22 protein-coding genes are annotated in these 25,917 nt (G+C 72.4%); 8 read left to right on the forward strand and 14 right to left on the reverse strand.

All coding sequences use genetic code 11. The annotated features are described in order from the left end of the window. Nucleotides 1-63 precede the first annotated feature (63 nt). The 5 genes from AB0F01_RS08305 to AB0F01_RS08325 all read right to left on the reverse strand — a co-directional run bounded on the left by AB0F01_RS08305 (nt 64) and on the right by AB0F01_RS08325 (nt 5,183). Complete coding sequence (locus AB0F01_RS08305) at nt 64-2,397, reverse strand: FtsX-like permease family protein (protein ID WP_362091172.1); 2,334 nt, start codon at nt 2,395-2,397, stop codon at nt 64-66. Continuing rightward, complete coding sequence (locus AB0F01_RS08310) at nt 2,394-3,095, reverse strand: ABC transporter ATP-binding protein (RefSeq protein ID WP_362091175.1); 702 nt, start codon at nt 3,093-3,095, stop codon at nt 2,394-2,396. Before AB0F01_RS08310 ends, AB0F01_RS08305 begins: the two co-directional genes overlap by 4 nt. Further along, nucleotides 3,092-3,616 carry a PadR family transcriptional regulator gene (locus AB0F01_RS08315; RefSeq protein ID WP_362091177.1) on the reverse strand — a complete coding sequence of 175 codons (525 nt, stop codon included), beginning with the start codon at nt 3,614-3,616 and terminating at the stop codon, nt 3,092-3,094. Before AB0F01_RS08315 ends, AB0F01_RS08310 begins: the two co-directional genes overlap by 4 nt. Nucleotides 3,617-3,939: 323 nt before the next feature. After that, nucleotides 3,940-4,239 carry a hypothetical protein gene (locus AB0F01_RS08320; RefSeq protein WP_362091180.1) on the reverse strand — a complete coding sequence of 100 codons (300 nt, stop codon included), beginning with the start codon at nt 4,237-4,239 and terminating at the stop codon, nt 3,940-3,942. After that, a complete protein-coding gene (locus AB0F01_RS08325; protein WP_362091182.1) occupies nt 4,236-5,183 on the reverse strand; it encodes an SPFH domain-containing protein in 948 nt (315 codons plus the stop codon). The genes AB0F01_RS08320 and AB0F01_RS08325 overlap by 4 nt, the downstream gene beginning before the upstream one ends. 265 nt (nt 5,184-5,448) lie before the next feature. On the opposite strand from AB0F01_RS08325, the gene AB0F01_RS08330 reads away from it, so the two are divergent. Further along, the gene (locus AB0F01_RS08330; protein ID WP_362091185.1) at nt 5,449-7,734 is read left to right on the forward strand and encodes a transglycosylase domain-containing protein; all 2,286 of its coding nucleotides are present in this window, start codon (nt 5,449-5,451) and stop codon (nt 7,732-7,734) included. Nucleotides 7,735-7,852: 118 nt separating this feature from the next. Here the strand turns inward: AB0F01_RS08330 and AB0F01_RS08335 are convergent, their stop codons facing one another. From AB0F01_RS08335 to AB0F01_RS08345, 3 genes are all read right to left on the reverse strand, one after another. Beyond that, entirely contained in the window at nt 7,853-10,057 is a 2,205-nt protein-coding gene (locus AB0F01_RS08335) for a SpoIIE family protein phosphatase (protein ID WP_362091188.1), read from the reverse strand. 255 nt (nt 10,058-10,312) lie between these two features. Next, nucleotides 10,313-11,005: a DUF402 domain-containing protein gene (locus AB0F01_RS08340; RefSeq protein WP_362091191.1), complete on the reverse strand. Its 693-nt coding sequence runs from the start codon at nt 11,003-11,005 to the stop codon at nt 10,313-10,315. 71 nt (nt 11,006-11,076) lie between these two features. After that, entirely contained in the window at nt 11,077-12,465 is a 1,389-nt protein-coding gene (locus tag AB0F01_RS08345; RefSeq protein ID WP_362091193.1) for a class II fumarate hydratase, read from the reverse strand. A 537-nt stretch (nt 12,466-13,002) separates the two neighbouring features. Between AB0F01_RS08345 and AB0F01_RS08350 the strand changes: the two genes are divergently transcribed. Further along, nucleotides 13,003-13,188, forward strand: coding sequence for a hypothetical protein (locus AB0F01_RS08350; RefSeq protein ID WP_362091196.1), 186 nt, complete (start codon nt 13,003-13,005; stop codon nt 13,186-13,188). A gap of 96 nt (nt 13,189-13,284) precedes the next feature. On the opposite strand, the gene AB0F01_RS08355 is transcribed toward AB0F01_RS08350, so the two are convergent. Next, complete coding sequence (locus AB0F01_RS08355) at nt 13,285-14,961, reverse strand: fumarate hydratase (RefSeq protein ID WP_362091198.1); 1,677 nt, start codon at nt 14,959-14,961, stop codon at nt 13,285-13,287. Nucleotides 14,962-15,242: 281 nt separating this feature from the next. Between AB0F01_RS08355 and AB0F01_RS08360 the strand changes: the two genes are divergently transcribed. Then, on the forward strand, nt 15,243-15,935 hold the full coding sequence (locus AB0F01_RS08360) for a DUF1707 domain-containing protein (RefSeq protein WP_362091201.1): 693 nt from the start codon (nt 15,243-15,245) through the stop codon (nt 15,933-15,935). Between the two features lie 172 nt (nt 15,936-16,107). Next, nucleotides 16,108-16,482: a WhiB family transcriptional regulator gene (locus AB0F01_RS08365; RefSeq protein ID WP_362091204.1), complete on the forward strand. Its 375-nt coding sequence runs from the start codon at nt 16,108-16,110 to the stop codon at nt 16,480-16,482. 419 nt (nt 16,483-16,901) lie between these two features. Here AB0F01_RS08365 and glpX read toward each other — a convergent pair whose 3' ends face one another. Further along, nucleotides 16,902-17,936, reverse strand: coding sequence for a class II fructose-bisphosphatase (glpX, locus tag AB0F01_RS08370; protein WP_362091207.1), 1,035 nt, complete (start codon nt 17,934-17,936; stop codon nt 16,902-16,904). A 144-nt stretch (nt 17,937-18,080) separates the two neighbouring features. Between glpX and AB0F01_RS08375 the strand changes: the two genes are divergently transcribed. Continuing rightward, nucleotides 18,081-18,587 (forward strand): DUF4245 domain-containing protein, encoded by a 507-nt coding sequence (locus AB0F01_RS08375; protein WP_362092530.1) that lies wholly within the window; start codon nt 18,081-18,083, stop codon nt 18,585-18,587. Nucleotides 18,588-19,063: 476 nt separating this feature from the next. On the opposite strand, the gene AB0F01_RS08380 is transcribed toward AB0F01_RS08375, so the two are convergent. The 3 genes from AB0F01_RS08380 to xseA form a co-directional block, all read right to left on the reverse strand. After that, nucleotides 19,064-19,651: a malonic semialdehyde reductase gene (locus AB0F01_RS08380; protein ID WP_362091208.1), complete on the reverse strand. Its 588-nt coding sequence runs from the start codon at nt 19,649-19,651 to the stop codon at nt 19,064-19,066. Between the two features lie 140 nt (nt 19,652-19,791). Next, entirely contained in the window at nt 19,792-20,067 is a 276-nt protein-coding gene (locus AB0F01_RS08385) for an exodeoxyribonuclease VII small subunit (protein WP_362091210.1), read from the reverse strand. A 61-nt stretch (nt 20,068-20,128) separates the two neighbouring features. After that, nucleotides 20,129-21,337 (reverse strand): exodeoxyribonuclease VII large subunit, encoded by a 1,209-nt coding sequence (xseA, locus tag AB0F01_RS08390; RefSeq protein WP_362091213.1) that lies wholly within the window; start codon nt 21,335-21,337, stop codon nt 20,129-20,131. Between the two features lie 68 nt (nt 21,338-21,405). Between xseA and AB0F01_RS08395 the strand changes: the two genes are divergently transcribed. Beyond that, the gene (locus AB0F01_RS08395) at nt 21,406-22,425 is read left to right on the forward strand and encodes a 4-hydroxy-3-methylbut-2-enyl diphosphate reductase (RefSeq protein ID WP_362091216.1); all 1,020 of its coding nucleotides are present in this window, start codon (nt 21,406-21,408) and stop codon (nt 22,423-22,425) included. Nucleotides 22,426-22,500: 75 nt separating this feature from the next. Continuing rightward, nucleotides 22,501-23,247, forward strand: coding sequence for a polyphosphate--glucose phosphotransferase (ppgK, locus tag AB0F01_RS08400; protein ID WP_362091219.1), 747 nt, complete (start codon nt 22,501-22,503; stop codon nt 23,245-23,247). 404 nt (nt 23,248-23,651) lie between these two features. Here ppgK and AB0F01_RS08405 read toward each other — a convergent pair whose 3' ends face one another. Next, a complete protein-coding gene (locus tag AB0F01_RS08405; protein ID WP_362091222.1) occupies nt 23,652-24,110 on the reverse strand; it encodes a DUF6542 domain-containing protein in 459 nt (152 codons plus the stop codon). 548 nt (nt 24,111-24,658) lie between these two features. Here AB0F01_RS08405 and ychF point away from each other — a divergent pair. Next, a complete protein-coding gene (ychF, locus tag AB0F01_RS08410) occupies nt 24,659-25,747 on the forward strand; it encodes a redox-regulated ATPase YchF (RefSeq protein ID WP_362091225.1) in 1,089 nt (362 codons plus the stop codon). Nucleotides 25,748-25,917 lie beyond the last annotated feature (170 nt).

A 25,917-nucleotide genomic window follows, 5' to 3' on the forward strand; every position in this document is an offset into this window, starting at 1 on the left:
TCCGGGTGGGCTCCCGGCCGGTGCCCGGACGGTGGCCGTCCGGGCACCGGCCGATCCCCGGCCCTACTCGGTGCGCAGCCCGTCCGGCCGCATCATGCGCAGCAGCGGCGGCAGGCTCAGCAGCGTCACCACCACGACGACGCCCGCACCGATGCCGGTCATCTGCAGGACGCTCGGCCAGTCCACCCGGACGGGCGTCGCGGTCATCCGCAGCAGCACCGCGCCCAGGGTCATGCCGACGGCCGACGCCACCAGCAGGCCCAGGCCGATGGGGATCGCCGTCTGCCACAGCACCGACAGGCTCAGCGTGCGCCGCCGGGTGCCGAAGGCGACCAGGGCCGCCAGCAGCTTGCGGCGTTCGCGCAACTGCTCCAGCTGGGACACCAGCAGGCTCGCCCCGATCAGGACCAGCACGGCCGTGGCGCCGACGAACAGGCCCGTGCGCACGGCGTCGAAGCGCTCGGAACGCTCGGTCGTCGACCAAGAGGTGGGCTGGGCCAGCGGGTCGAGTGCGGCGACCGCGTTGCGCACGTGCTCCCGGGCGTGCGGGACCGAGTCGTCGACGGAGAGGTACACGTGCCCCCTGAGCGTCTCCGCCAGGCCGGCCGTCAGGGCTCCCGGGGTCATCAGGAAGCCGCCGCGCCGGACGCCGGTCGGGTCCTCGACGGAGTCGGCCTCCTTCAGCGGGTCGGGCAGGGTGTAGGCGACGTCGGTCACCTTCCCGTCGGCGGCCTCCGTCTCGGCGTACAGCTTCTGTCCCGGCCTGCTCAGCGGCGCGGTGTCGGTGTCGAACTCGCCGCCCCGCAGCGCGAAGACGTCGCCGTCGGCGCACGAGGGCAGCCTGGCCACCCGGCGCAGGGCCGCGCAGTCGCCGACGGTCGCCTGGGCGCTGCGTTCGGGCTCCTGGCTCCAGGGCCGGTCGCCCAGGTACGTGTCCGACAGCGGGTACACCGCGCGGACGCCCTCGGTGTCCTTCAGCTTCGCCGTGGCCTCGGAGAGGTCCAGGTGCGCGGGCACGTGGAACGCCATCTGGGCCTGGGAGACCTCGAAGCCCGTCTCCCGGGTGTAGTCGTCCTCGACCCCGGCGAACAGCATCTGCAACGCGATCGCACCGGCCACCGCGACCGCGATGCCGTTGACCATGCGGGCCGCCGCCCCGCTGCTGAGCTGCAGGCGGCGCACGGCGAGCTGCCAGGACACACTGCCCGAGCCGAGCCGGCCGACGACCGTCTCCACGATCCACGGCAGCAGCGCCGTGACCCCGACGAGCAGGCAGATGACACCACCGGTGACCAGGTACCCGTTGAAGTCCCCGTTCTCCCGGCCCTGGCCGAGCATGGGCGCCAGCATGCCGAGACCCGCCAGCGGGAGCAGCAGCCGCCACCACAGCCGGCGCCGCGCCGGCCGCGCCGTGCGGACCACGCCCAGCGGTTCGATGACCACACCGCGCAGCGCCAGCAGCGTCACCAGCACGGCGGCGGCCGGCACCGCCACGGCCACCAGCAGCGCCAGCAGCGGGGACGGGTTCAGGTAGCTGGGGAAGACGCTGATCCGGAACAGCTCGACGGACGCCGCGAACTCCCGTCCGGCCAGGAAGAAGACGGTGCCGAACAGCAGGCCGAGCAGGGCCCCGCCGAGCGCCTCGCCGGCGGCCACCCGGCGGGTCATGCCGCCGTCGGAACCGACCAGCCGCAGCGCGGCCAGCCGGCGGTCGCGCCGCTCGCCGCCGAAGCGGACGGCCGCGGCGATGAACACGGCGACCGGCATCAGCAGCACCACGAACACGACCAGCACCAGGAGCATGAGGACCGGGTCCAGTTCCTCCGGTGTCGCGTCGGGGTTGCCGAAGGCCCTGATCCGGCCGGCCGTCCCGTCGTGCACCCGGTCCGGCAGGCCCTCGGCGCCGGCGTAGTAGGCCAGTTCCTGCGAACCGATCAGTCCCTGCTCGCCGATGGTGCCCACGACCTCGTACGGAAGCCGCTCGCGCAGCAGCGCACCGTCGTCCGAGTCGAGGAGTTCCCGCAGGGCGGGGGAGACCATCATCTCGTCGGGTGCGGGGAACCTCGTCAGTCCCGGCGGCAGCGGGGCCTTGTCCCCCTCCGGCTCCAGTATCCGGCCGCGGACGTGCAGCTCGCCGAAGGCCGTGTCGACGTCCGCCGTCATCAGGGTGTCGTCGCCGCGCCCGATCTCCTCACCGTAGGTGTAGTTGAGCCGCGCCTCCTCCCGGCGGTCCCGCTCCGCGAGCGCGCCGGGCAGGGCGGTGGTGAGCAGCAGCAGCGCCACGCCCAGTCCGACGCCGACGGCGGTGAGCAGCGCCCGGATCCAGCCCTCGCGCCCGCCGGCGAAGGCGAACCGCAGGCCCATGCCGAGGTCCCGCGCCCACTGACGGGCGTTCATACGACGCGCTCCATGTCCCGGGACCGGCCGTCGCGCACCACGATCTCGCGGTCGGAGTAGGCGGCGACCCGTGCCTCGTGGGTGACGAGGACGACGGCGGCGTTGGAGGACCGGGCGGCGTCGGTGAGCAGCTCCATGACCCGCTCCCCGTTGAGGGAGTCCAGGGCGCCGGTGGGTTCGTCGGCGAACAGCAGCCGCGGGTCGGTGACCAGCGCCCGTGCCACGGCGACCCGCTGTCCCTGGCCGCCGGACACCTCGCCGGGCCGCTTGGCGCGGACGTCGTCGACCTCCAGGCGTTCCATCCAGGTCAGCGCCGCCCGTTCGGCCGCCTTGCGGGGCGTGCCGTTGAGCCGCAGCGGCAGGGCGACGTTCTCCACGCAGGTGAGTTCCGGGACCAGCTGCCCGAACTGGAAGACGAAGCCGAACTCCGAGCGGCGCAGCGCACTGCGACCGGCGTCGCTCATGGTGCTCAGTTCGCGTCCGTCGTAGGTGATCGACCCGGAGTCGGGGGTGACGATCCCGGCGAGGCAGTGCAGCAGCGTGGACTTGCCCGAGCCGGAGGGCCCCATCACGGCGACGACCTCGCCGGGGTGGATGGAGAAGTCGGCGCCGTCGAGCGCGTTCGTCGGGCCGTAGGCCTTGCGCAGGTCGCGGGCGACGAGCAGGGATCCGGGCGGGCCGGGAGGTGCGAGGGTCACCGGACCACCGCTTCCCGGAGCCGGTCGAGGCGGGCCGCGGTGAGCTCCAGCCACCGCAGGTCCGCCTCCAGGTGGAACAGGGCGTGGTCGCAGATCAGCTGGTCGGCGAGGTCGCCGCCGCGCTTGCGGTCGGTGAGGATGCGCATGCTGCGCAGGTGTTCCGAGCGCTGGGTGTCCAGCACGTCGGAGGCGTCGCGGCTGGTGAGCAGCGCGAGGACGACCTTGGTGTAGAGGGTCGACTGCAGGTAGGGCTCGGGCTTCTCGGGGGTGGCGAGCCACCGCTCGACATCGGTGATGCCGGCCTCGGTGATCGCGTACCGCTTCCGCTCGGGGCCGCCGCCGGCCTCGATGCCGTCGACTTCGACGAGCCCGTTCTTCAGCAGCCGGGACATCGTCGAGTAGACCTGGCCGTAGTGCAGCGGCCGGTCGTGACCGAACTTCTCGTCGAAGGCCCGCTTGAGGTCGTAACCGTGGCGCGGGCCGGACTCCAGGAGTCCCAGGAGGGTGTGACCGATGGACATGACGCGCACTCTACACAGTGTGTATACGCGCTGTGTATACATGCCGTGTGCAGGTGGGGGTGGGGGGTGTTCCGGGCCTGGTGGGGGCCGGTTGTCACGGTTCTGTCACCGGGGCGGGAGTGCGTGGCCCGGACGGGCGTCTACGGCGCCCCGGGGGCCGGTCGGCGCCGCTCGGGGGCCGACCGGACGCGGGCCGCTCCGGCCTCGGGTCGGTCCGGGCCAAATCGACCTGGGTTCGGATCGACCAGGGCCAGGTTCGACCGGGGCTCGGTCGACCAGGGCTCGGGCCGGCCGTGGCTCGAGCCGACCGCGGCTCGGGCCGGTCAGGGTTCGGGCCGGTCCGGCGGTGGTGGCCCGGCCTCCCGGCCGCTGCCCGGCGGGCGGCCCCGGCGGGGGATGGGCCGGGCCTCGCCGGGCAGCCGGCCCGCCTCGGCGAGCGCCCGCCGCAGCAGGAACTCGATCTGGGCGTTGGCCGAGCGGAACTCGTCGTTCGCCCAGCGCGCCAGCGCCTCGTACACCAGGGGGTCCAGCCGCAGCAGCACCTGCTTGCGCTGCTGCGGCCCGCGCCGGGCGGGCCCCCCGCCCGGGGAGTCCCCGCCCGGGAGGTCCGAGGGGCCGGTCACTGGTAGAGGGTCCCGGTGTTGAGGACGGGCTGGGCGGAGCGGTCCCCGCAGAGCACGACCATCAGGTTGGACACCATGGCCGCCTTGCGTTCCGAGTCCAGCTCCACGATGTCCTGCTCGGTGATCCGGTCCAGCGCCATCTCCACCATGCCGACCGCGCCCTCCACGATCTGCCGGCGCGCCGCCACGACCGCGCCCGCCTGCTGCCGCTGGAGCATCGCCGAGGCGATCTCGGGCGCGTAGGCGAGGTGGGTGAAGCGGGACTCGATGATCTGCACGCCGGCCGCCTCCACCCGGGCGCGCAGCTCGACGGCCAGCTTCTCGGTGATCTCCTCGGCGTTGCCGCGCAGCGAGAGGCCGTCCTCCTCGTGGGCGTCGTAGGGGTACTCGATGGCGATGTGCCGGACGGCGGCCTCGGTCTGCGTGGAGACGAACTCGACGTAGTCGTCGACCTCGAAGGTCGCCTGAGCGGTGTCCTCGACGCGCCACACCACCACGGCGGCCAGCTCGATCGGGTTGCCGTAGGCGTCGTTCACCTTCAGTACGGCCGTCTCGTGGTTGCGCACCCGGGTGGAGATCTTGGTGCGCGAGGTGAGGGGGTTGACCCAGCGCAGGCCGTCCTGGCGGATCGTGCCCCGGTACCGGCCGAAGAGCTGGACCACCCGGGCCTCGCCCGGCGCCACCATGTTCAGCCCGCACATCGCGAGGAAGGAGGCGAGGGCGACCAGGATGCCGCCGGTGATCAGCACCGCCTTGCCGGCGACCGCGGTGACCGGGACGGCCGAGACGATCATCGCGGCGCCGACAAGCAGCCCTGCCAGGCCGAGGATCAGGGCGAGTCCGCCCCCGATGCTGTGCGCCGGGACCTCGCGGACGCGGGGCTCGGGCATCTCGGGCGTGTCGGGTGTGCCGGCCGCCGGGACGCGGTCGTCGGGTGCGGTCATGGGATGTCCCCCGTTTCCTCAGGACGCGATGCGCGCGGTGCGGCTAGCGTCTGCCTATCCAAGTGATATCACTTTAACGCGTCCCGACAACCCCGCACAGCCCCCGGACGTCGGTTCCGGTGGGGCGGGTGCTGATTGTCACGTCCTAAACGACCGCATCGGCAGCCTTTGTCACAGCCCCCGGTGTTAGCTTTCTGAGCTGACCCGAGCGGCCGAACCCGTGTGGCTGCATCACACACATGAGCGAAGCGGAGCAGAGGGACCCATGGGACGAGCGGACGAGCGGCGCGCCCGGCAGCGCGGTGGGCGCCGGGCGGCGCCCGGCAGCCGTCGCGGGCCGCGTGCCGGACGCACCGGCATACGCCGCCTCTTCACCTGGAAGAAGCTCCTCGGTACGTTCTTCACCCTCTGCCTGCTCGGCATGGGCGCCTTCATCGTGCTCTACATGATGATCGACATCCCCGAGGGGAACGCCGACGCCAAGCGCCAGAGCAACGTCTACCAGTACAGCGACGGCTCGATCATGGCCCGCGACGGCGAGGTCAACCGCGAGGTCGTCGACCTCGCCCGGATCCCCAAGCCGGTCCAGCGCACCTTCGTCGCCGCCGAGAACAAGACCTTCTACAACGACGCCGGCGTCGACCTCAAGGGCACCGCCCGCGGCCTGGTCAACACCCTCTCCGGCAAGGGCGCCCAGGGTGGCTCGACGATCACCCAGCAGTACGTCAAGAACTACTACCTGACCCAGGACCAGACCGTCTCGCGCAAGCTGAAGGAACTGGTCATCTCGCTGAAGCTGGACCGCGAGAAGTCCAAGGACTACATCCTCGCCGGCTACATCAACACCAGCTACTACGGCCGCAACGCCTACGGCATCCAGGCCGCCGCCCGCGCCTACTACCAGGTCGACGCCGAGGAGCTCACCGTCGCGCAGGGCGCCTACCTCGCCGCGCTGCTCCAGGCGCCCAGCCAGTACGACTGGGCCGTCGCCTCCGAGACCGGCCGCAAACTGGTCACCCAGCGCTGGAACTACGTCCTGGACAACATGGTCGAGCAGGGCTGGCTCGACGCCTCCGAGCGGTCCGGCATGAAGTTCCCGGAGCCGAAGAAGCCCAAGGGCGACCCCGGCATGGCCGGGCAGACCGGCTACCTGGTGCAGGCCGCCAACGCCGCGCTGAAGCGGCAACTGGTCGCCGAGGGCACCGCCGAGGACGCCAAGCAGGCCGACGCCCTGGTCGACGCGGGCGGCTGGACCATCACCCTCAACATCGACAAGAAGAAGCAGAAGGCGCTGGAGAAGGCCGTCAAGACGCAGCTGACCGACGAGCTGGACCCCCAGAAGCGCAAGGTCGACGCGGACATCCAGGCCGGAGCCGTCTCCGTCGACCCGAAGACCGGCGGGGTCGTGGCCATGTACGGCGGCGAGGACTACCTCAAGCACTACTACAACAACGCCACCCGCACCGACTACCAGCCCGCGTCCACCTTCAAGCCGGTGATCCTTGCCGCCGCCCTGGAGGAGGAGGCCACCACGCAGGACGGCACGCCGATCGGGGCGAACACCGTCTACGACGGCACCAGCAAGCGCCAGGTCGTCGACGGGGGCCGCAAGGTCGGCTTCGCACCGGAGAACGAGGACGACGTCGACTACGGCGACATCACCGTGCAGACGGCGATGAACAAGTCCGTCAACTCCGTGTTCGCGCAGATGGGCGTCGACGTCGGCATGCCGAAGGTGATGGAGACCGCCGGCAAGCTGGGCATGGCGGTCGAGGACCTGGAGGCCGTCCCCGCCCAGACCCTGGGCTCCATGGGCGCCAGCCCGCTGCAGATGGCCGGCGTCTACGCCACCCTCGACAACCACGGCAAGAAGACCACCCCGACCGTCCTGAAGAAGGCCGAGCACCGCAGCCGCACCGTCACCCCGCCCGACGCGATCGGCGAGCAGGTCATCGACCGCGAGGCGGCGGACACCGTCACCTCCGTCCTCACCGGCGTGGTCGACGACGGCACCGCCCGCCGCGCGGTGCGCGACAACCCGCTGCGCGGCGGCCAGCAGGTGGCGGGCAAGACCGGCACCTCCGACAACAACAAGTCGGCCTGGTTCGCGGGCTACACCCCCGACCTGGTCACCACGGTCGGCCTGTTCGGGGAGGACGACAAGCCCCCGCACAAGCAGGTCGAGATGTACGGCGCCGGCGGCAACGAGCGCGTCAACGGCGGCGGGTACCCGGCCCGGATCTGGGCGGCGTACACCTTCGGCGTGATGAAGGAGCCCAGCCGGTTCGACCTGCGGACCCGGCAGGGCGCGGCGGTGAAGCCGAGCCGGACGCCGTCGGCCACGCAGTCACCTTCGCAGAGCCCGACGAGCGAGGCCCCCACCACCGAGCCGCCGACCCAGGAGCCGACGACGCAGTCGCCGACCCAGGAGCCGACCACGCAGCCCCCGAGCCAGGACCCGACGACGAAGCCGCCGGGTGGCGGCCCGAGCACCGTCCCGCCGACGATCGGGCTCCCCGACGACCCCGACGACGGGGACCGGGAGCAGTAGCCGGCGGGGCGGCGGAGCGGCGCCCGGCACGACGAGGGGTGCCCCGGTGGACTCACCGGGGCACCCCTCTCGTGTCGCGGGCGCCGTACGTACCGCGCGGGGCCTGTACGGCGCCGGGTCAGGCCGTGTGGTTCAGCTCGAACCAGACCACCTTGCCCGTGCTCAGCCGGGTCGCACCCCACCGCCGGGCCATCCGGTTGACCAGGTACAGGCCGCGCCCGCCCTCGTCCGTGGCGCGGGCCTGCCGCAGGCGGGGCAGCTGGGGCACGTCGTCGCCGACCTCGCAGCGCAGCACGTCGGTCCGCAGCAGGCGCAGCGTGACCGGCCGCGTGGCGTAGCGCACCGCGTTCGTCACGACCTCGCTGACCAGCAGTTCCACCGAATCGGTGAGGTCCTCCATGCCCCAGCGCGACAGCGCGCGCCGGGCCAGCCGGCGGGCCCGGCCGGGCGCCGCGTCCTCCGGCTCCAGGAACCAGTACGCCACGTCGTTCGGGGCGATCCCGTCGAAGCGGGCGGCGAGCAGCGCGATGTCGTCGTCCCGGTCACCCGGGCCGAGCATGTCCAGCACCTCGTCGCACAGCGCCTCCAGCGGCGGCGGGTGGTCCGGCCCGGTCAGCTGCGCGGTCGCGGCGAGCTTGTCGCGCAGCTGGTCGATGCCGGTCCACACGTCCCGCAGCCGGGACTCCACCAGGCCGTCGGTGTACAGCAGCAGCGTCGCCCCGGCGGGCGCGTCCAGCTCCACGGCCTCGAAGTCGACCCCGCCGACCCCGATCGGGGCGCCCGCCGGCACCCGCAGCACCTCCGCCCGGCCGCCCAGGTGCAGCAGGACGGGCGGCGGGTGACCGGCGTTGGCGATGGTGATGCGATGCGCGACCGGGTCGTACACCGCGTACAGGCAGGTCGCCATGCGGTCCACCCCGAGCCGCTGCGCCTGCTCGTCGAGGTGGTGCAGCACCTCCTGCGGCGGCAGGTCCAGCCCGGCCAGGGTCTGCGCGGTGGTCCGCAGCTGGCCCATGATCGCGGCCGAGGTCATGGAGTGGCCCATCACGTCACCGACGACCAGCGCCACCCGGCTGCCGGGCAGCGGGATCGCGTCGTACCAGTCGCCGCCGACCCGCGCCGTCTCCGCGGCGGGCAGATAGCGCGAGGCGAGCCGCACCCCGGTGCAGCGGGGCAGGTGCTCCGGCAGCATGGTGCGCTGCAACTCGTCCGCGATGTACGCCTCGCGCCCGTACAGCACCGCCTTGTCGATGCCGAGCGCGCTGTGCGTGGCGAGCTGGGCGGCGACCAGCAGGTCGTCCGCCTCGAACGGGATGCGCTCCGGGCCGCGCAGGAACAGCGCCGCGCCGATCACCCGCCGCCGTCCGCGCAGCGGCGCGAGGATCGCCCGCTGCCCGTCGGGCACGGCCGACTCGCCCTCCGCGCCCAGCAGTTCGGGCAGCGCCGCCCGGGCCGCCGGGGCGTCCGTGAACACCGGGCGGACCCCGCGCAGCACCTCGGCGAGCGCGCTGCCGGGCCGCACCGTGCACAGTTCCTCGCCGACCGAGTCCAGCTCGGACGGCTCGGGCTGCACCAGCGGCGCGAACCCGGCGCCCTCGGTGTCCCGTTCGGCCGGGATCCGGTCGCTGCGGCGCAGCCGCAGCACCAGCGGGCCGGTGGGCCGCTCGTCCCCGACCGGCAGCGGGTCCCGCAGGTAGACCAGGATCGCGTCGGAGAAGGTCGGCACGGTGGCCCGGCACAGCCCCATCACGATCTCGTCCAGGTCGATGCCGCGGGCGATCCGCCGGGTCGCGGCGCCCACGAACCGCAGCCGGTCGCCGTCCCGCCGCATCGGCGTCGGCTTCCCGGGCGCGATGACCTGACCCGTGCGCCGCTCCGTGCCGTCGGGCGCCTGCACCGCCGTCCGGCCCGGAGCCCCGGCCGGCTGGACGGGGATGCCCTCGGGCACGGGACGCGGCCGGGGTGCGTCGGGGCCGGCGCCCTGCTCGGCGCCCGGCTGGGAGTGCTCACCGACCGGGCCGGCGTCCCGGGCGGCGGCCTCGGGCACGGCGGTGTCCGGGCAGGCCGGCGTCCCGTCCGTGCCGGGGGCCGCCGGAGCGGGTGTTCCGGCCGGCGGCGCGGAGGGCACGGCGCCCGTCGCATCGCCGGCGGCACGGCCCTGTGCCGGTAAGGCGGCCGCCGTGTCCGGCACCCGGGCCGGGTCGGGGGCAGGCGCCGACGCCCCGCGGGGATCCGCGGGGGCGGCGCCCGGCTGCAGGCGCTCGAAGGAGGTCCGCTGCTCCGTCACGCGTGTCGAGTCCGTCCGTCCGGCGCCGGGCGCCATGCGTGCAGTTCGTCCCGCCGGGATGCCGATACCCGGAAAGCCGGTCCCGGGAACGGGATCCCCGTGTGCTCACAAGTCGTTCCCGTGCCGCCGGGCGGCCGTCCCCGGCCCGTACCGGTGTTGCCGTACCCCTCGCTCACGACGTGCCGCCCCTCGGTGACGATCGGTCAAGCCCAGCGCATGATCCGGCGTTTGCCGCCCGATTCCGTGCGGAGGACGATCCTACGGTTCCGGCCCTGGGGCCCAGCAAGGGTCTCACGGGGACACCCGCGCGGGCGTACGGTCCCAGTTCTGTGGCAGCGACGGTACCGCCCAGGACGGATCCGGGCGCCAGTCCTGCCACCCGTCCGAGAACGGCGGCTCCCAGGCGGCGATCGCCGCGAGGGCGTCCCGCCCGGCCGCCCGCACCCGCTCGGCCAGCGCGGCACCGACCAGGCCGTCCCGCTGCGCCTGCGCGAACTCGTCCTCGTCCCGCCAGTGCCAACTGCGGTCCGGGTGCACGGAGATGTCCAGGAAGTGGTCCTCGGAGTCCACCCCGCCCGACCACCGGACGAGCGGGTCCTCCAGGTTCACGTACCAGTTCTTGAACCGCCACCCCGGGTCCCAGAACAGCCACACCGACCAGGGCTTGCCCGGCCGGGCCAGCTTCAGCACCCCGGTCCCCGACCAGCGCCCCCGGGACACCGCGCGCGGCCGGGTGTAGCGGGTGCCCAGCGGCTCCTGGTGCACCGGCGTACCGTCGGCGATCACCGGTTTCACGCACTCCGTGCCGGGCGCCATCCACACGGCGAGCAGGTCCGAGTCGTCGCGTACGACCGTGACGGGGCGCGCGATGTGGATGCGCGCGCCGCCGTTCTCCCGGTAGCGCCACAGGATGTGCGTCCCGGGCGCCCAGAAACCGGTCGAGCCGTCCGCTTCCGTGTGTTCCGTCGTTCCGCCCTGTGTCATGGGCAGATATTAGGTGCCCGGGGCACGTGGTGCCGTGGCCCCCCGCACGGTTCACTCCCGTGCGGCGCACCTCACGGCCGGGTCATGCGCAGCACGTCCAGGGCCTCGTCGAGCTGCTCCGCCGTGAGGTCGCCCCGGTCGACGTACCCGCCCTCCAGCACGACCTCGCGGATGGTCCGCCGCTCGGCCAGCGCCTTCTTGGCCACCTTCGCGGCCTCCTCGTAACCGATGTACTTGTTCAGCGGGGTCACCACCGACGGCGACGACTCCGCGTACTCCCGGGCCCGCTCCCGGTCGGCGACGATGCCGTCGATGGTGCGGTCGGCGAGCAGCCGGGAGGCGTTGGCCAGCAGCCGGATCGACTCCAGCACGTTCTTGGCCATGAGCGGCAGCATCACGTTGAGTTCGAAGTTGCCGGAGGCGCCCGCCGTGGTGACCGTCACGTCGTTGCCGATGACCTGGGCGCACACCATGAGCACGGCCTCCGGGACCACCGGGTTGACCTTGCCCGGCATGATCGACGAACCGGGCTGGAGGTCGGGCAGGGTGATCTCGGCGAGACCCGTGCGCGGGCCGGAGGCCATCCAGCGCAGGTCGTTGGTGATCTTCGTCAGGCCGACGGCGATGGTGCGCAGCTGCCCGCTGGTCTCCACGACGCCGTCCCGGGCGCCCTGCGCCTCGAAGTGGTCGCGCGCCTCGGTCAGCGGCAGCCCGGTGGCGCGGGCCACCTCCTCGATCACGGCGGCGGAGAAGCCGGGCGGGGTGTTGATGCCGGTGCCCACCGCCGTGCCGCCCAGGGGGAGTTCGGCCAGGCGGGGCAGCGAGGCGTTCAGCCGCTCCACGCCGAGGCGGATCTGGGCCGCGTAGCCGCCGAACTCCTGGCCGAGGGTCACGGGCGTGGCGTCCATCAGGTGCGTGCGCCCCGACTTCACCACGTCGGCGAACTCGGCGGCCTTGCGCTCCAGTGACGTGGCCAGGTGTTGCAGGGCGGGGATCAGATCCCGGGTGACGGCGGCGGTGGCGGCGATGTGCAGCGACGACGGGAAGACGTCGTTGGACGACTGCGAGGCGTTGACGTGGTCGTTGGGGTGCACCGGCCGCCCGAGCCGCTCGGTGGCGAGGGTGGCGATGACCTCGTTGGTGTTCATGTTGGACGAGGTCCCCGAGCCGGTCTGGAAGACATCGACCGGGAAGTGCTCGTCCCACCGCCCCTCGGCGACCTCCAGGGCCGCCTCCTGGATGGCGTCGGCGATGTCCTGGTCCAGCACCTTCAGCCCCGCGTTCACCTTGGCCGCGGCGCCCTTGATGCGGGCCAGGGCCTCGATGTGGGCCCGTTCGAGCCGCTGACCGGAGATCGGGAAGTTCTCGACGGCGCGCTGCGTCTGCGCGCGCCACTTGGCCTCGGCGGGGACGCGTACCTCGCCCATGGAGTCGTGCTCGATGCGGAAGTCGTCGCTCATACCCCGTACAGCGTGCGACGGGCCGCCGTTGTTCCGGAACCCGCGCCAATGGGGCCGTACGGGTGGGTGTGCGCGGGGGGCCGGGGCGGGGCGAGGGCGGGCCGGAGGTGGCGGGCAGGCTGATCAGGGAGGGAGGGTCCCGGCGGACGGGTGCAGCACCGAGGTCGGTGGGCCGACCGGGCGCGAGTACACGAATGACCGCATGAGAAGAGGGAGTCGGCAACTTCGTGCGAGCGGGGCCTGCCGGCTGCAGTGGAGGGGACCGGCCCGTCGCAGGTTCCCGATGGACAGAGGGACAGATGGCCAAGCTCCACCGAGTGGGCCTGGCTCAGGAGTTCGACACGGCGGGCGGCAGCAGCGTCCGCCACTGCGATCCCGGCTTCCCCGAAGCCGGACGACGACCCGCTACCGGCTCCCCGAAGCCGGAGGACGACCCGCTACCGGCTCCCGACGACAGAGGGACGGACGCATGAACCCCGGCCGGGAACAGCAACCGGGCCGGGTGACCGGCATGCCGACGGGAAGGGCGGACGGCCGGTGAGCGAGGGGGATCCCTTCCGGGCACCCGAGGCGGACGCACGCGGCACCGAGAGCGGCGGTGGTCGCCGCCCGTGGCTCGTCGCCGGCGTGGCGGCGGGGGTGCTGGTCCTCGCGGGTGCCGTGGTCGCGGCGGGCCTGCTGGTCGGCGCACCGGACGGCCCCGGTGACCGTGAACAGTGGTGAGGCGAGCCACGGGAGCAGGTGGGGCTCGGAGGGGCGTTCAGGCAGGCAGCAGACCCCCGGCGGCGCGCCGGGGGTCCATGAGGCTCCCAGGGGGTCTCAGGCCAGTCCGGGGCCGCGCACCGGGATCGTCGTGAACGTCGGGGCGGGCGCCGGGTCCTGGAAGAAGTCGTTGCCCTTGTCGTCGACGACGATGAACGCCGGGAAGTCCTCCACCTCGATCTTCCAGACCGCCTCCATGCCCAGCTCCTCGTACTCCAGGACCTCGACCTTCTTGATGCAGTCCTGGGCCAGCCGCGCCGCCGGGCCGCCGATCGAGCCGAGGTAGAAGCCGCCGTGCGTGCCGCACGCGTCGGTGACCTGCTTGCTGCGGTTGCCCTTGGCCAGCATCACCTTGGAGCCGCCCGCCGCCTGGAACTGCTCCACGTAGGAGTCCATTCGGCCGGCCGTGGTCGGACCGAAGGAACCCGACGCGTAGCCCTCGGGCGTCTTCGCCGGGCCGGCGTAGTAGACCGGGTGGTCCTTGAGGTACTGCGGCATCTCCTCGCCCGCGTCCAGCCGCTCCTTGATCTTGGCGTGCGCGATGTCGCGCGCCACGACCAGCGGGCCGGTGAGGGACAGCCGGGTCTTGACCGGGTGCCTGGTCAGCTCGGCGAGGATGGCGTCCATCGGCTGGTTGAGGTCGATCCGCACGACCTCGCCCTCGTCCGCCAGCTGCTCCTCCGTGGTCTCCGGCAGGAAGCGCGCCGGGTCCTTCTCCAGCTGCTCCAGGAACACGCCCTCGGCGGTGATCTTCGCGACGGCCTGACGGTCGGCGGAGCAGGACACGGCCAGGGCGACCGGGAGGGACGCGCCGTGCCGGGGCAGGCGGATCACGCGCACGTCGTGGCAGAAGTACTTGCCGCCGAACTGCGCGCCGATGCCGATCCTCTGCGTCAGCTCGAAGACCTTCTCCTCCAGCTCCTTGTCCCGGAAGCCGCTGCCCAGCGGGGTCCCCTCGGTGGGCATGTTGTCCAGGTAGTGCGCGGAGGCGTACTTGGCGGTCTTCAGCGCGTACTCGGCCGAGGTGCCGCCGACGACGATGGCGAGGTGGTACGGCGGGCAGGCGGCCGTGCCGAGCGAACGGATCTTCTCCTCCAGGAACTTCATCATGGAGGTCTCGTTCAGGACGGCCTTGGTCTCCTGGTAGAGGAAGCTCTTGTTGGCGCTGCCGCCGCCCTTGGCCATGAACAGGAACTTGTAGGCGTCGCCGTCCGTCGCGTACAGCTCGATCTGGGCGGGCAGGTTGGAGCCGGTGTTCTTCTCCTCCCACATGGTCAGCGGGGCCATCTGGGAGTAGCGCAGGTTCAGGTTCTTGTACGCGTCGTAGATGCCCCGGGACAGGGCCTCCTCGTCGCGGCCGGACGTCAGGACGTTCTGGCCGCGCTTGCCCATGACGATCGCCGTGCCGGTGTCCTGGCACATGGGCAGCACGCCGGCCGCCGCGATGTTGGCGTTCTTCAGCAGGTCCAGCGCGACGAACTTGTCGTTGGAGCTGGCCTCCGGGTCGTCGATGATGCGGCGGAGCTGGGCGAGGTGGTCGGGCCGCAGGAAGTGCTGGATGTCCTGGATAGCCTCCTCGGCCAGCCTGCGCAGCGCCTCCGGCTCCACCTTGAGGAAGGTCCGCCCGTCGGCCTCGAAGGTGGAGACACCCTCGGAGGTCACCAGCCGGTAGGGGGTGGTGTCCTCTCCCGTGGGGAGCAGATCGGCGTACTCGAACTCAGGCATCTCGCCCATTCCTCACTCGACAGACGGCCGCCCGCCTCCATCGGCGGGCGCCACCAGCGTAGGACGTGCCGCGGGCGGCGCGTCTGTGAGGTTGTCCTCAGTTGTCCGCGCATGACCGGAGGGTCCGCAGGGGTGGGTGCGGGGTGCGTGCGGAGGTGGGTGTGGGGCGGGTGCGGGGTGCGCGCGGAGGCGGGTGCGGGGCGGGTGTAGGGCGAGTGTGGACGGCGGGAGGGCGGCGAGTTCGTCGCGGGGGGTGGTCGCGATCTATCGCGTCTGGGTAGGCTGCTCCGGTGGACCTTCACAAGCACCCCCAGCAGCAGGACCGCACTCCGCAGACCGCCGAGCTGCGGGCCTCGGACGCCGACCGTGACCGCATCGCCGATCTCCTGCGCGACGCCCTCGCGGAGGGCCGGCTGACGCCTGACGAGCACGCCGAGCGGGTGGAGGGCGTGCTGGCCGCGAAGACCGTGCGGGAGCTGGAGGTGTTCGTCCGCGACCTCCCGGCGGGCCGGCCGTCCCGTCCGCACCCGACGGCGCCGAGCAGGCCCACCGCCGGCGCGATCCCGCCCGACCCGGACGACAACGTCGTCGCGGTGTTCAGCGCCGCCGTCCGCAAGGGCCGCTGGCGCGCCGGCCGCCGCATCCACGTGTACGCGGTCTTCGGCAACGTCGAGATCGACCTCAGCGAGGCCCTCTTCGACCACCAGCAGGTCGTGATCAAGGCGTACTCCGTCTTCGGCAACGTCGAGGTCCGGGTGCCGGAGAACGTCTCGCTGCGCGGCACCGGCGGCGGGGTGTTCGGCAACTTCGAGGTGGCCTCGCTCGACGCGGAGGACCCGCAGGCCCCGGCGGTCTACGTGGACGGCTGGGCGGTGCTGGGCAACATCGAGGCGCGGCCCAGGCGCGGCAAGCTGGTGGCGGACATCCTGGACCGCGTACAGCGCTCGGTGGACAAGGGTTTGCGCGGGCGCTCCGACCGTTGACGCCCGCGAACCCGACGGAAACGGACCGGACGGGTCCGGCGGAATCAAGGCACTCACCGGTGAATTCCCGTGCCTGCCACGGCGGTTCGGAACTCAGTGCATAGGCGTGCGTACATCGGGTAAGCCTTGCTGCATCGTGTCTCGCTCGCGAAGCCGTCGTCAGGAGTAGACCGTGCTGCAACCGCCGCATTCGTCCCTGCAGGTAGCCGCCGTCCCGGCCCAGCGGGGGCCCGCGCGAGACAGGGATCAGGACGCGCCCTGGCACACCGAGGCGGTGTGCCGCCGTGACGAGGCCGCGCTGTTCTTCGCCCCGTCGAAAGAGCCCACCGCCGCCCGGCTCTCCCGCGAGGACGCGGCCAAGCGCGTCTGCGCCCGCTGCCCCGTGATGGTCGAGTGCCGTGAACACGCCCTGCTCCAGCCGGAGCCCTACGGCGTCTGGGGCGGCCTGACCGCCGCCGAGCGCCGCGTGGTCCTGGCCCGCCGCCGGCGCCGCGACATGGAACTCCAGGCCACCCGCCAGACCGGCCGCATAGCCGCGGCCGGCTGACCACCGGCCCACAGGAGAAGGGCGCCCTCCCCACCCGGAGGCCGCCCACCCGGCATCGCTCCCCCACGCCGCCCCGATCGTCGGGGTGCCCGCAGCCCGCACACCCCACCCCGCCGGACCAGCAGACGGGGAACCCGGTCGGCCCTCCGCGGTGCCGTGTCCCACGCTGCTTGTTGCCTGGCGGCTGCGTGGGCCGCCTGTCCAGGGGCGCGGGGAACTGCGCACTCAGCACCCCCACGCACCGGCACGGGGCCGACGCCCGCTCAGCCCACCGGGCGGCACGCCCCTGCTTCCGGCCCGGCGGACGGCCGCACAACCGCCCAAGGGGGCGCGGGGAACGGCGCACCGCACCGCACCGCGACGCACCCGCGCCCGCACAAGAACCCCGCGCCCCCGCCCCTCCCGTCCGACCGACGGAGTCACTTCGCCCGGTCGAAGTCCACCGCGCTGTACGCCCGCAGCTTGCTCAGCCGGTGCTCCGAGTCGATCCGGCGCACGGTGCCCGACTTGGAGCGCATCACGATCGAGTCGGTCGTCGCGGTCTCGGAGCGGTACCGCACGCCCCGCAGCAGCTCGCCGTCGGTGATGCCGGTCGCCACGAAGAAGACGTTCTCCCCGGAGACCAGGTCGTCCGTGGTCAGCACCCGGTCCAGGTCGTGCCCGGCGTCGATGGCGCGCTGCCGCTCCTCGTCGTCCTTGGGCCACAGCTTGCCCTGCAGGGTGCCGCCCAGGCACTTCACGGCGCAGGCCGAGATGATGCCCTCCGGGGTGCCGCCCACGCCCAGCAGCAGGTCGATGCCCGTGCCCTCGCGCAGGGCGAGGATGGAGCCCGCCACGTCACCGTCGGAGATCAGCTTGATGCGCGCCCCGGTGTCGCGGATCTCCTTGATGATGCCCTCGTGCCGCGGCCGGTCCAGGATCACCACGGTGACGTCCTCAGGGGTGACCCGCTTCGCCTTGGCCACCCGCCGGATGTTCACGTTCACCGGCGCGTTGATGTCGACGAAGTCGGCCGCCTCCGGCCCGGTGACCAGCTTGTCCATGTAGAACACGGCCGACGGGTCGAACATCGTGCCGCGTTCCGCGGCGGCCAGCACCGCGATGGCGTTCGTCATGCCCTTGGCGGTGAGGGTGGTGCCGTCGATCGGGTCGACGGCGATGTCGCACTCGGGGCCGGTCCCGTCGCCCACGCGCTCCCCGTTGAACAGCATGGGGGCTTCGTCCTTCTCGCCCTCGCCGATGACGACCACGCCGTTCATCGACACGGTGGAGACGAGCGTCCGCATGGCACGCACGGCGGCGCCGTCGGCCCCGTTCTTGTCCCCGCGCCCGACCCAGCGGCCGGCGGCCATCGCCGCGGCTTCGGTGACCCGTACGAGCTCCAGGGCGAGGTTGCGGTCGGGTGCCTCGGAGGGCACATCGAGCTCGGACGGCAAATGATGATGTTCGGTCATCGGAGCGCACCTTTCTGTACGACGACGGCCGGATGAGGGTTCCGGGGCACTCTATCGCCGGGTGAACAGAATGAGCAGGGGCCCCCACGGATGAGCGCGACCGGGACCTGCGACGATGGGGGCGTGTCAGCAGGAAAGAACAGCATGCAGAAGTCGGCCCGGGACATGATCCTTTCCCTGGGTCTCATCGGGCTGGTGGCCGGGTTCGTCTGGCTGTTCATCCCGCACGACGACGGTGAGCCCGACCTCCCGCGGGTGGACTACCGGGTCGACCTGCTCACCGCCCGCCGTGCCGCCGCTTACCCGGTGGCGGCGCCCGTGGGGCTGCCCGACACCTGGAAGGCCACGTCGGTCCGGTTCCGGGGCGACGAGGGCGATGCCTGGCACCTGGGCTACCGCGCCCCGGACGGCGAGTACGTGGCGGTCGAGCAGTCGACCCAGAAGCGCACGCTGTTCATCGAGGACAAGACGCAGAAGGCGGAGCGGACCGACGTCACGCAGGAGATCAACGGCGAGACCTGGGCGCGCTACGAGGGCAGTCAGTACGACGCCCTGGTCCTGGAGCACCCCGACGGTTCGACCACCATCGTGACCGGGACGGCCTCCTTCGGGCAGCTGACGAAGATGGCGAAGGCCCTGCGCACGGAGTGACGCCGGGGAGCCTCGGAAGCTCCCGGTGCGCCGAGGAGGCGGTGCCGGTGGACGGCCGGGGGCCTGCGGACGGGCGGAATCCACGGGCCCGGCGGTGTCCGGCCAGGCTCGGCAGTGGACGACGACAGGGCCCCGACGTGATCAGCGATCAGCGATCAGCGTCGGGGCCCTGTCGTCATACACACGCGCCGCGCGAGGAAGAGGCTGTCGGGCTGTCGGACCGATGGCCCGCTGGGCTGCGGGGCCGGCGCCTCGTGAGGCCACGAAGCCGTGAGGTCATGACCCTGTAAGGCCACGAAGCCGTGAGGTCATGACCCCGTAAGGCCATGAAGTCGTGAGGCCGCGAAGCCGTGAGGCCATGCAGCCCTGAGGCTGCTGGCCGTCATCCGGTCATCCCGTCGCCCAGCCGTCCCGTCGCCCAGCCGTCCCGTCGCCCAGCCGTCCCGTCGTGCCGTGGTCCCGGCGTTCCCGTCGGTTCAGACCGTCGTCACGACCTGCTCGTAGGACAGGCGCGGGCTGCGCGGGAACCAGGCGTCCGGGCCGGGGCGGCCGATGTTGACGACCATCAGCGGGGTGTGGTCGTCGTCCAGGAACTCCTTGCGGATGCCCTCGAAGTCGGCGCCGGTCATCGGGCCGGCCGCCAGACCGGCGGCGCGCACGCCGAGGATGAAGTACCCGGCCTGCAGGGCGGCGTTCAGGGCGGCGGAGCCCTCGCGCACCGGGCGCTCGGAGAAGAGGTCCTTGGCCTGCGGGAAGTGCGGGAACAGCTGGGGCAGCTCCTCGTGGAACTCGTTGTCCGCCGAGAGGATCGCCACCAGCGGGGCCGCGAGGGTCTTGGCGCGGTTGCCGTCCGCCATGTGGCCGGCCAGACGCTCGCGGGCCTCCGCGGAACGGACCAGGGTGACGCGCAGCGGCGACTGGTTCATGGAGGTCGGGCCGTACTTGACCAGGTCGTATATCGCCTGGACCTGCTCGTCGGTCACCGGCTCGTCGGTGAAGGTGTTCGCCGTGCGGGCCTCGCGGAAGAGCAGATCCTGGGCGGCCGGGTCGAGAACGAGAGACATGCGTGAACCTTCGTGGGGAGTACGTGCAGGGGCACGTCGGAACCGTGTGCACTACACGGAAATGCCGACGCACACGACAGTACGCCCGGGAAGTTCAAAGTTCAACCAATGCCCGGAACTCAGTGATCCACTTCACGGCTTCACGTGGTGCGTCCGGGCTCGCCGGCCCCCTCCGACTCCGTCCTCGTTCCCGCCTCCTCCTCGGCCAGTGCCGCGTCCAGCCGGGCGCGCGCGCCCTCCAGCCAGCGCCGGCACACCCGGGCCAGCTCCTCGCCCCGCTCCCACAGCGCGAGGGACTCCTCCAGCGTCGTGCCGCCCGTCTCCAGACGCCGCACCACCTCGATCAGCTCGTCCCGGGCCTGCTCGTACCCGAGGGCGGCCTCACCCGCCGCCGCCTGCTCCGTCTTGCCGCTCATGCGCCCACCGCCGCCGTCCGCTCCGTCTCGCCGCTCATCCGCCCACCCTACGTATCGACCCCTACGGCTCGACCCGAACCGTGAACTCGCCCTCGGACACCCGTGCCCGCAGCTCCTCGCCCGGTGCGACCTCGTCCGGGGCGCGCACCGCGTGCCCGTCCGGACGCTGGAGCACGGCGTACCCCCGCCGCAGGGTCGCCGCGGGGGAGAGGGCGACCACCCGGGCGTGCGTGTGCGTCACTTCCGACTCCGCCCGGTCCAGCTGGTGCCGCAGCGACCGCCGGGCGCGGTCCAGCAACGACGTCACCTCGTCCTCCCGGGCGTCCACCATCCGGTGCGGGTCCTGTATCGACGGCCGGGCCAGCGCGTGCGCCAGCCCGCGTTCCTCCCGGTCCAGCAGCGCGTGCACACACCGCCGTGCGCGGTCCCGGAGCTGCCGTACCCGCTCGGACTCCTCGCCGACGTCCGGCACGACCTTCTTCGCCGCGTCCGTCGGCGTGGAGGCCCGCAGGTCCGCCACGTGGTCCAGGAGCGGGTTGTCCGGTTCGTGTCCGATGGCCGACACCACCGGTGTGCGGCAGGCCGCCACCGCCCGCACCAACTGCTCGTCGGAGAACGGCAGCAGGTCCTCCACGCTGCCCCCGCCCCGCGCCACGATGATCACGTCGACGGCGTCGTCCGCGTCGAGCTCCTTCACCGCCTGCACCACCTGCGGCACCGCGTGCACGCCCTGCACCGGCACGTTGCGCACCTCGAACCGCACGGCCGGCCAGCGGTGCCGCGCGTTCTCCAGCACGTCACGCTCCGCAGCCGACGCCCGCCCGCACACCAGCCCGATCATCTGCGGCAGGAACGGCAGCGGCTTCTTCCGCTCCGGCGCGAACAGCCCCTCCCGCGCCAGCGACTTCTTCAGCTGCTCCAGCCGCGCCAGCAGCTCCCCGACCCCCACCGGCCGGATCTCGGCGGCGCGCAGCGACAACTGCCCGCGCGGGGCGTACCACTCCGGCTTGCAGTGCACCACCACCCGCGCGCCCTCGCTCACCACGTCGGCGACCGCGTCGAACACCTGCCGGTAGCAGGTCACCCCCACCGAGATGTCGTACGACGGATCCCGCAGCGTCAGGAAGACCACCCCCGCGCCCGGCCGCCGGGACAGCTGGGTGATCTGCCCCTCCACCCACACCGCGCCCAGCCGGTCGATCCACCCGCCGATGAGCCGCGACACCTCCCCGACCGGGATGGGAGCTTCCGCAGACGTGTTGACAGCCATGCCGCGAGGGTAGTGCGCGCCACCGACAACGCACCGTGACCGCAGGGCCTCCGAGCCGGGCCCTTACGATGGGAGGCATGACCGCTTCGCCTGGCCGCCGTGTCCTGCTCGCCGCCCCCCGTGGCTACTGCGCGGGTGTGGACCGCGCCGTGATCGCCGTCGAGAAGGCCCTGGAGCAGTACGGGGCCCCCGTCTACGTCCGGCACGAGATCGTGCACAACAAGTACGTCGTGCAGACCCTGGAGAAGAAGGGCGCCATCTTCGTCGAACAGACGGAGGAGGTCCCGCCGGGCAACATCGTGATGTTCTCCGCGCACGGTGTGGCGCCCGTCGTCCACGAGGAGGCCGAACGCGGCCGCCTCGCCACCATCGACGCCACCTGCCCGCTGGTCACCAAGGTCCACAAGGAAGCGGTCCGGTTCGCCCAGGAGGACTACGACATCCTCCTGATCGGTCACGAGGGCCACGAGGAGGTCATCGGCACCTCCGGTGAGGCCCCCGACCACATCCAGCTGGTCGACGGCCCCGAGGACGTCGCCAAGGTCGAGGTCCGCGACCCCTCCAAGGTGGTCTGGCTCTCCCAGACCACGCTCTCCGTCGACGAGACGATGGAGACCGTCGACGCCCTCAAGGACAAGTTCCCCCAGCTGATCTCCCCGCCCAGCGACGACATCTGCTACGCCACCCAGAACCGCCAGCTCGCCGTCAAGCAGATGGGCGCGGACGCCGACCTGGTGATCGTCGTCGGCTCCCGCAACTCCTCCAACTCCAAGCGTCTGGTCGAGGTCGCCCTGCAGGCGGGCGCCCGCGACGCCCACCTGGTGGACTTCGCCGACGAGATCGACGAGAGCTGGCTGGAGGGCGTCACCACCGTCGGCCTCACCTCGGGCGCCTCGGTGCCGGAGGTGCTGGTCGAGCAGGTCCTGGAGTGGCTGGCGCAGCGTGGTTTCGAGGACGTGGAGATCGTCCGGGCCGCTGAGGAGTCCATCGTCTTCTCCCTGCCCAAGGAGCTCCGCCGCGACCTGCGCGAGGAAGCCGCCGCGCTCGTGGCGGAGCGGCGGGCCGCCGCCACCGACGCGGCCGAATGACGACGGTGCCGCGTCATCCGGCCCGGCGCGGCCGGATGACGCGGCACCACCGGCCGCGGTGAGTACCGTGGATCCATGGAGATCTTCGGCGTGGACATCGGCGGATCCGGGATCAAGGGCGCCCCGGTCGACCTGGACAAGGGGGACCTGGCGCAGGAACGCCACAAGGTCCTGACCCCGCACCCGGCCACCCCGGACGCGGTGGCCGACGGCGTCAAGGAGGTCGTCGAGCACTTCGGCTGGACCGGCCCGGTCGGCATCACCTTCCCCGGCGTGGTGGAGGGCGGCACCACAGTGCGCTCCGCGGCCAACGTCGACAAGAGCTGGATCGACACCGACGCCCGCATCCTGTTCGGCAACCGCCTCGGCGGCCTGCCCGTGACGCTGGTCAACGACGCGGACGCGGCCGGGCTCGCCGAGATGCACTTCGGCGCCGGCCGCCACCGCCGGGGCACCGTCATCCTGCTGACCCTCGGCACCGGTATCGGCAGCGCCGTCTTCGTGGACGGCGTCCTGGTCCCCAACACCGAACTCGGCCACCTGGAACTCAACGGCCACGAGGCCGAGAAGCGGGCGTCCAGCAAGGCCAAGGAGGACCACGACCTGTCGTGGGAGAAGTGGGCCCACCGGGTGCAGAAGTACCTGGCCCACGTGGAGATGCTGTTCTCCCCGGAGCTGTTCGTCATCGGCGGCGGCGTGAGCCGCAAGGCCGACAAGTTCCTGCACCACATCAAGGGCATCAGGGCCGAGGTCGTCCCGGCGAGCCTGCAGAACAACGCGGGCATCGTGGGCGCGGCCCTGCGGGCGGCGACGGGCTCGTAGGGCCGGGGGCCGCCGCTCGGGCCGTGCGGGGCCGGGACTGCCCTGGCCTCCCGTGGTGCCCGCCCTCCGGGCCCTCTGGAGCCGGACCCTCAGGGCCCGGACCCTCGGGACCCGGACCCTCAGGGCCCGGAACCTCGCTCGGGAGGTCTTCGTCCGCACGTGGGCGGCGCGCCTGCGGGCCGCCCACGTGCGCGGACGCGGGCGGCCGAGGACGGGCCCGCTCGTGTCCGCGAGCCTTCAGCCGTCCCATCCGTTCACGTCGGTCCGCTCGCTCTGCTCGGTCCGCTCGCCCTGCTCGGGCCGCCCGATCTGCCCTTCCGCTCGTTCCGGTCGCTCGCCCGCTCGGCTGGTTCCGCCCGCTCGGCCGGTTCCACCGCTCCGCTGGTTCAGCTCGCCTCTGTGCGTCAGCCCTGCGACCGGTTGCGCGCGTTCCTCCGCCGGATCATCCGGACCCTGCGGACCAGCGCGATCGTCCCCGCGATCAGGGTCCCCCCGTACAGCCAGCCCGCCTGCGTGGCGAGACCCGTCACCATGCCCATGACGGCTCCGCCGGTGCCGTCGGTGTCCACGAGCGGCACCAGGCCCAGCGCGAACGCGATCGGCACCACCACCGGCGCCGTCAGCAGGTCGCCCCGGCGCACCCACAGCGCCGTCAGCGCGCTCACCGGCAGGAACATCACCCCGTAGGCGGTCTGCGAGGCGAACAGCGCCGCGTCGATCAGGCCCAGCACCAGCATCACCAGGCCGCAGAACAGGCCCCCGCCCAGCCCGGTCAGCCGGGGATCGGGCAGCCGCCGGACCATCGCCGCACCGGGGCGGCGCCCCGCCACCGGTCGCCGCTGAAGCGCCGCCGGGCGGTCCACCGGACGCACCCGCACCTGCGCACCGGCACCGGTCCTGCCCTGCCCCTGCACACGGGGGCGAGCCTGCGCGCCGGGCTTGCCCGGCGCACCCGGCCCGGCCTGACCAGCCGGCTTCCCCTGTGTGCCCGGCCTCCCCTGCCTCGCCGGCTTCCCCTGTGTGCCCGACTTCGCGTGCGGGCCGGGCCTGCTCTGGGGGCCCGGCCGACCCTGGGCGTCCTTGCGCCGCTCCGGGGCGCGGTCGGGTCGTGGCGAGCGCACCACACCGCCGCCCGCCGCCCGTCCCGCCTGTGGGGGGACCGGGGGCCTGGGCGGCTCGTCACGTCGCGGTGCGGGCTGCGGGGGGCGCGTCCTGGGTTGCTCCACCGGACCAACTGTGGTCGGTTTATGTGCCGAATAGCCCGCCTGACACGCCGGGGGCCGCCACTGTCCAGGCGTTCGACGTAGCGCCGGGCCGCGCGCGGGCACGCCGTAGACTGGTGGATCGGCCCACGCAAGCCCAGTCGCCGGGTCCTCGTCACCCTCATCCTCACGTAACGGGAAGTCGCAACGTGTCGCTCACGATCGGAATCGTCGGTCTGCCGAATGTCGGCAAGTCGACCCTGTTCAACGCCCTGACCAAGAACGACGTGCTGGCGGCCAACTACCCGTTCGCCACGATCGAGCCCAACGTCGGCGTGGTCGGTGTCCCCGACGCCCGCCTGGCCGAGCTGGCGAAGATCTTCGGCTCCCAGAAGATCCTCCCGGCCACCGTCGACTTCGTCGACATCGCGGGCATCGTGCGCGGCGCGTCCGAGGGCGAGGGCCTGGGCAACAAGTTCCTCGCGAACATCCGCGAGTCCGACGCGATCTGCCAGGTCATCCGCGCCTTCAAGGACGAGAACGTCGTCCACGTCGACGGCAAGGTCTCGCCCAAGGACGACATCGAGACGATCAACACCGAGCTGATCCTCGCCGACCTCCAGACCATCGAGAAGGTCCTGCCCCGCCTCCAGAAGGAGTCGCGGATCAAGAAGGACATCGCGCCCAAGGTCAAGGCCGTCGAGGAGGCCAAGGACCTCCTGGAGAAGGGCGACACCCTCTTCGCCCACGGCATCGTCCAGGGCAGCGAGCGCGCCGAGCTCCTCCACGACCTGCACCTGCTCACCACCAAGCCCTTCCTCTACGTCTTCAACGTCGACGAGGACGAGCTGACCGACGAGGACTTCAAGAACGAGCAGCGCGCCCTGGTCGCCCCCGCCGAGGCGATCTTCCTCAACGCCAAGCTGGAGGCCGACCTGGCCGAGCTGGACGAGGAGGACGCCATGGAACTCCTGGAGTCCGTCGGCGCCCAGGAGCCCGGCCTGGCCACCCTCGCCCGCGTCGGCTTCAACACCCTCGGCCTGCAGACCTACCTGACCGCCGGCCCCAAGGAATCCCGCGCCTGGACCATCAAGCGCGGCGCCACCGCCCCCGAGGCCGCCGGTGTCATCCACACCGACTTCCAGAAGGGCTTCATCAAGGCCGAGGTCATCTCCTTCGCCGACCTCGTCGAGGCCGGCTCCGTCGCCGAGGCCCGTGCCAAGGGCAAGGCCCGCATGGAGGGCAAGGACTACGTGATGCAGGACGGCGACGTGGTGGAGTTCCGCTTCAACGTGTGATTGATTGCTCACTTTAAGCTAAGGGCTTCGTCAAGCTCGCAGGTGGCAAGGGGTTGGTCTCTTTTGGGGCCGGCCCCTTGCTGTTGCCCGGGCGGGGCGGTGCTGGGATGTCTGCTCCTTCGCCGGGCGTCTGCTCTGGCCATGAGCAGTGAGAGTGGTACGTTATTCGG

The organism is Streptomyces sp. NPDC029526 (genome assembly GCF_040637405.1).
Lineage (GTDB): Bacteria > Actinomycetota > Actinomycetes > Streptomycetales > Streptomycetaceae > Streptomyces.

Bases quoted from the DNA above. Each gene is read 5' to 3' on its own strand.
- AB0F01_RS08305 (WP_362091172.1), bottom strand. From the start codon at position 2,397: ATGAACGCCCGTCAGTGGGCGCGGGACCTCGGCATGGGCCTGCGGTTC.
- AB0F01_RS08315 (WP_362091177.1), bottom strand. From the start codon at position 3,616: ATGTCCATCGGTCACACCCTCCTGGGACTCCTGGAGTCCGGCCCGCGC.
- AB0F01_RS08325 (WP_362091182.1), bottom strand. From the start codon at position 5,183: ATGACCGCACCCGACGACCGCGTCCCGGCGGCCGGCACACCCGACACG.
- AB0F01_RS08330 (WP_362091185.1), top strand. From the start codon at position 5,449: ATGGGACGAGCGGACGAGCGGCGCGCCCGGCAGCGCGGTGGGCGCCGG.
- AB0F01_RS08335 (WP_362091188.1), bottom strand. From the start codon at position 10,057: ATGGCGCCCGGCGCCGGACGGACGGACTCGACACGCGTGACGGAGCAG.
- AB0F01_RS08340 (WP_362091191.1), bottom strand. From the start codon at position 11,005: ATGACACAGGGCGGAACGACGGAACACACGGAAGCGGACGGCTCGACC.
- AB0F01_RS08345 (WP_362091193.1), bottom strand. From the start codon at position 12,465: ATGAGCGACGACTTCCGCATCGAGCACGACTCCATGGGCGAGGTACGC.
- AB0F01_RS08355 (WP_362091198.1), bottom strand. From the start codon at position 14,961: ATGGGCGAGATGCCTGAGTTCGAGTACGCCGATCTGCTCCCCACGGGA.
- glpX (WP_362091207.1), bottom strand. From the start codon at position 17,936: ATGACCGAACATCATCATTTGCCGTCCGAGCTCGATGTGCCCTCCGAG.
- AB0F01_RS08375 (WP_362092530.1), top strand. From the start codon at position 18,081: ATGCAGAAGTCGGCCCGGGACATGATCCTTTCCCTGGGTCTCATCGGG.
- AB0F01_RS08380 (WP_362091208.1), bottom strand. From the start codon at position 19,651: ATGTCTCTCGTTCTCGACCCGGCCGCCCAGGATCTGCTCTTCCGCGAG.
- AB0F01_RS08385 (WP_362091210.1), bottom strand. From the start codon at position 20,067: ATGAGCGGCAAGACGGAGCAGGCGGCGGCGGGTGAGGCCGCCCTCGGG.
- xseA (WP_362091213.1), bottom strand. From the start codon at position 21,337: ATGGCTGTCAACACGTCTGCGGAAGCTCCCATCCCGGTCGGGGAGGTG.
- AB0F01_RS08395 (WP_362091216.1), top strand. From the start codon at position 21,406: ATGGGAGGCATGACCGCTTCGCCTGGCCGCCGTGTCCTGCTCGCCGCC.
- ppgK (WP_362091219.1), top strand. From the start codon at position 22,501: ATGGAGATCTTCGGCGTGGACATCGGCGGATCCGGGATCAAGGGCGCC.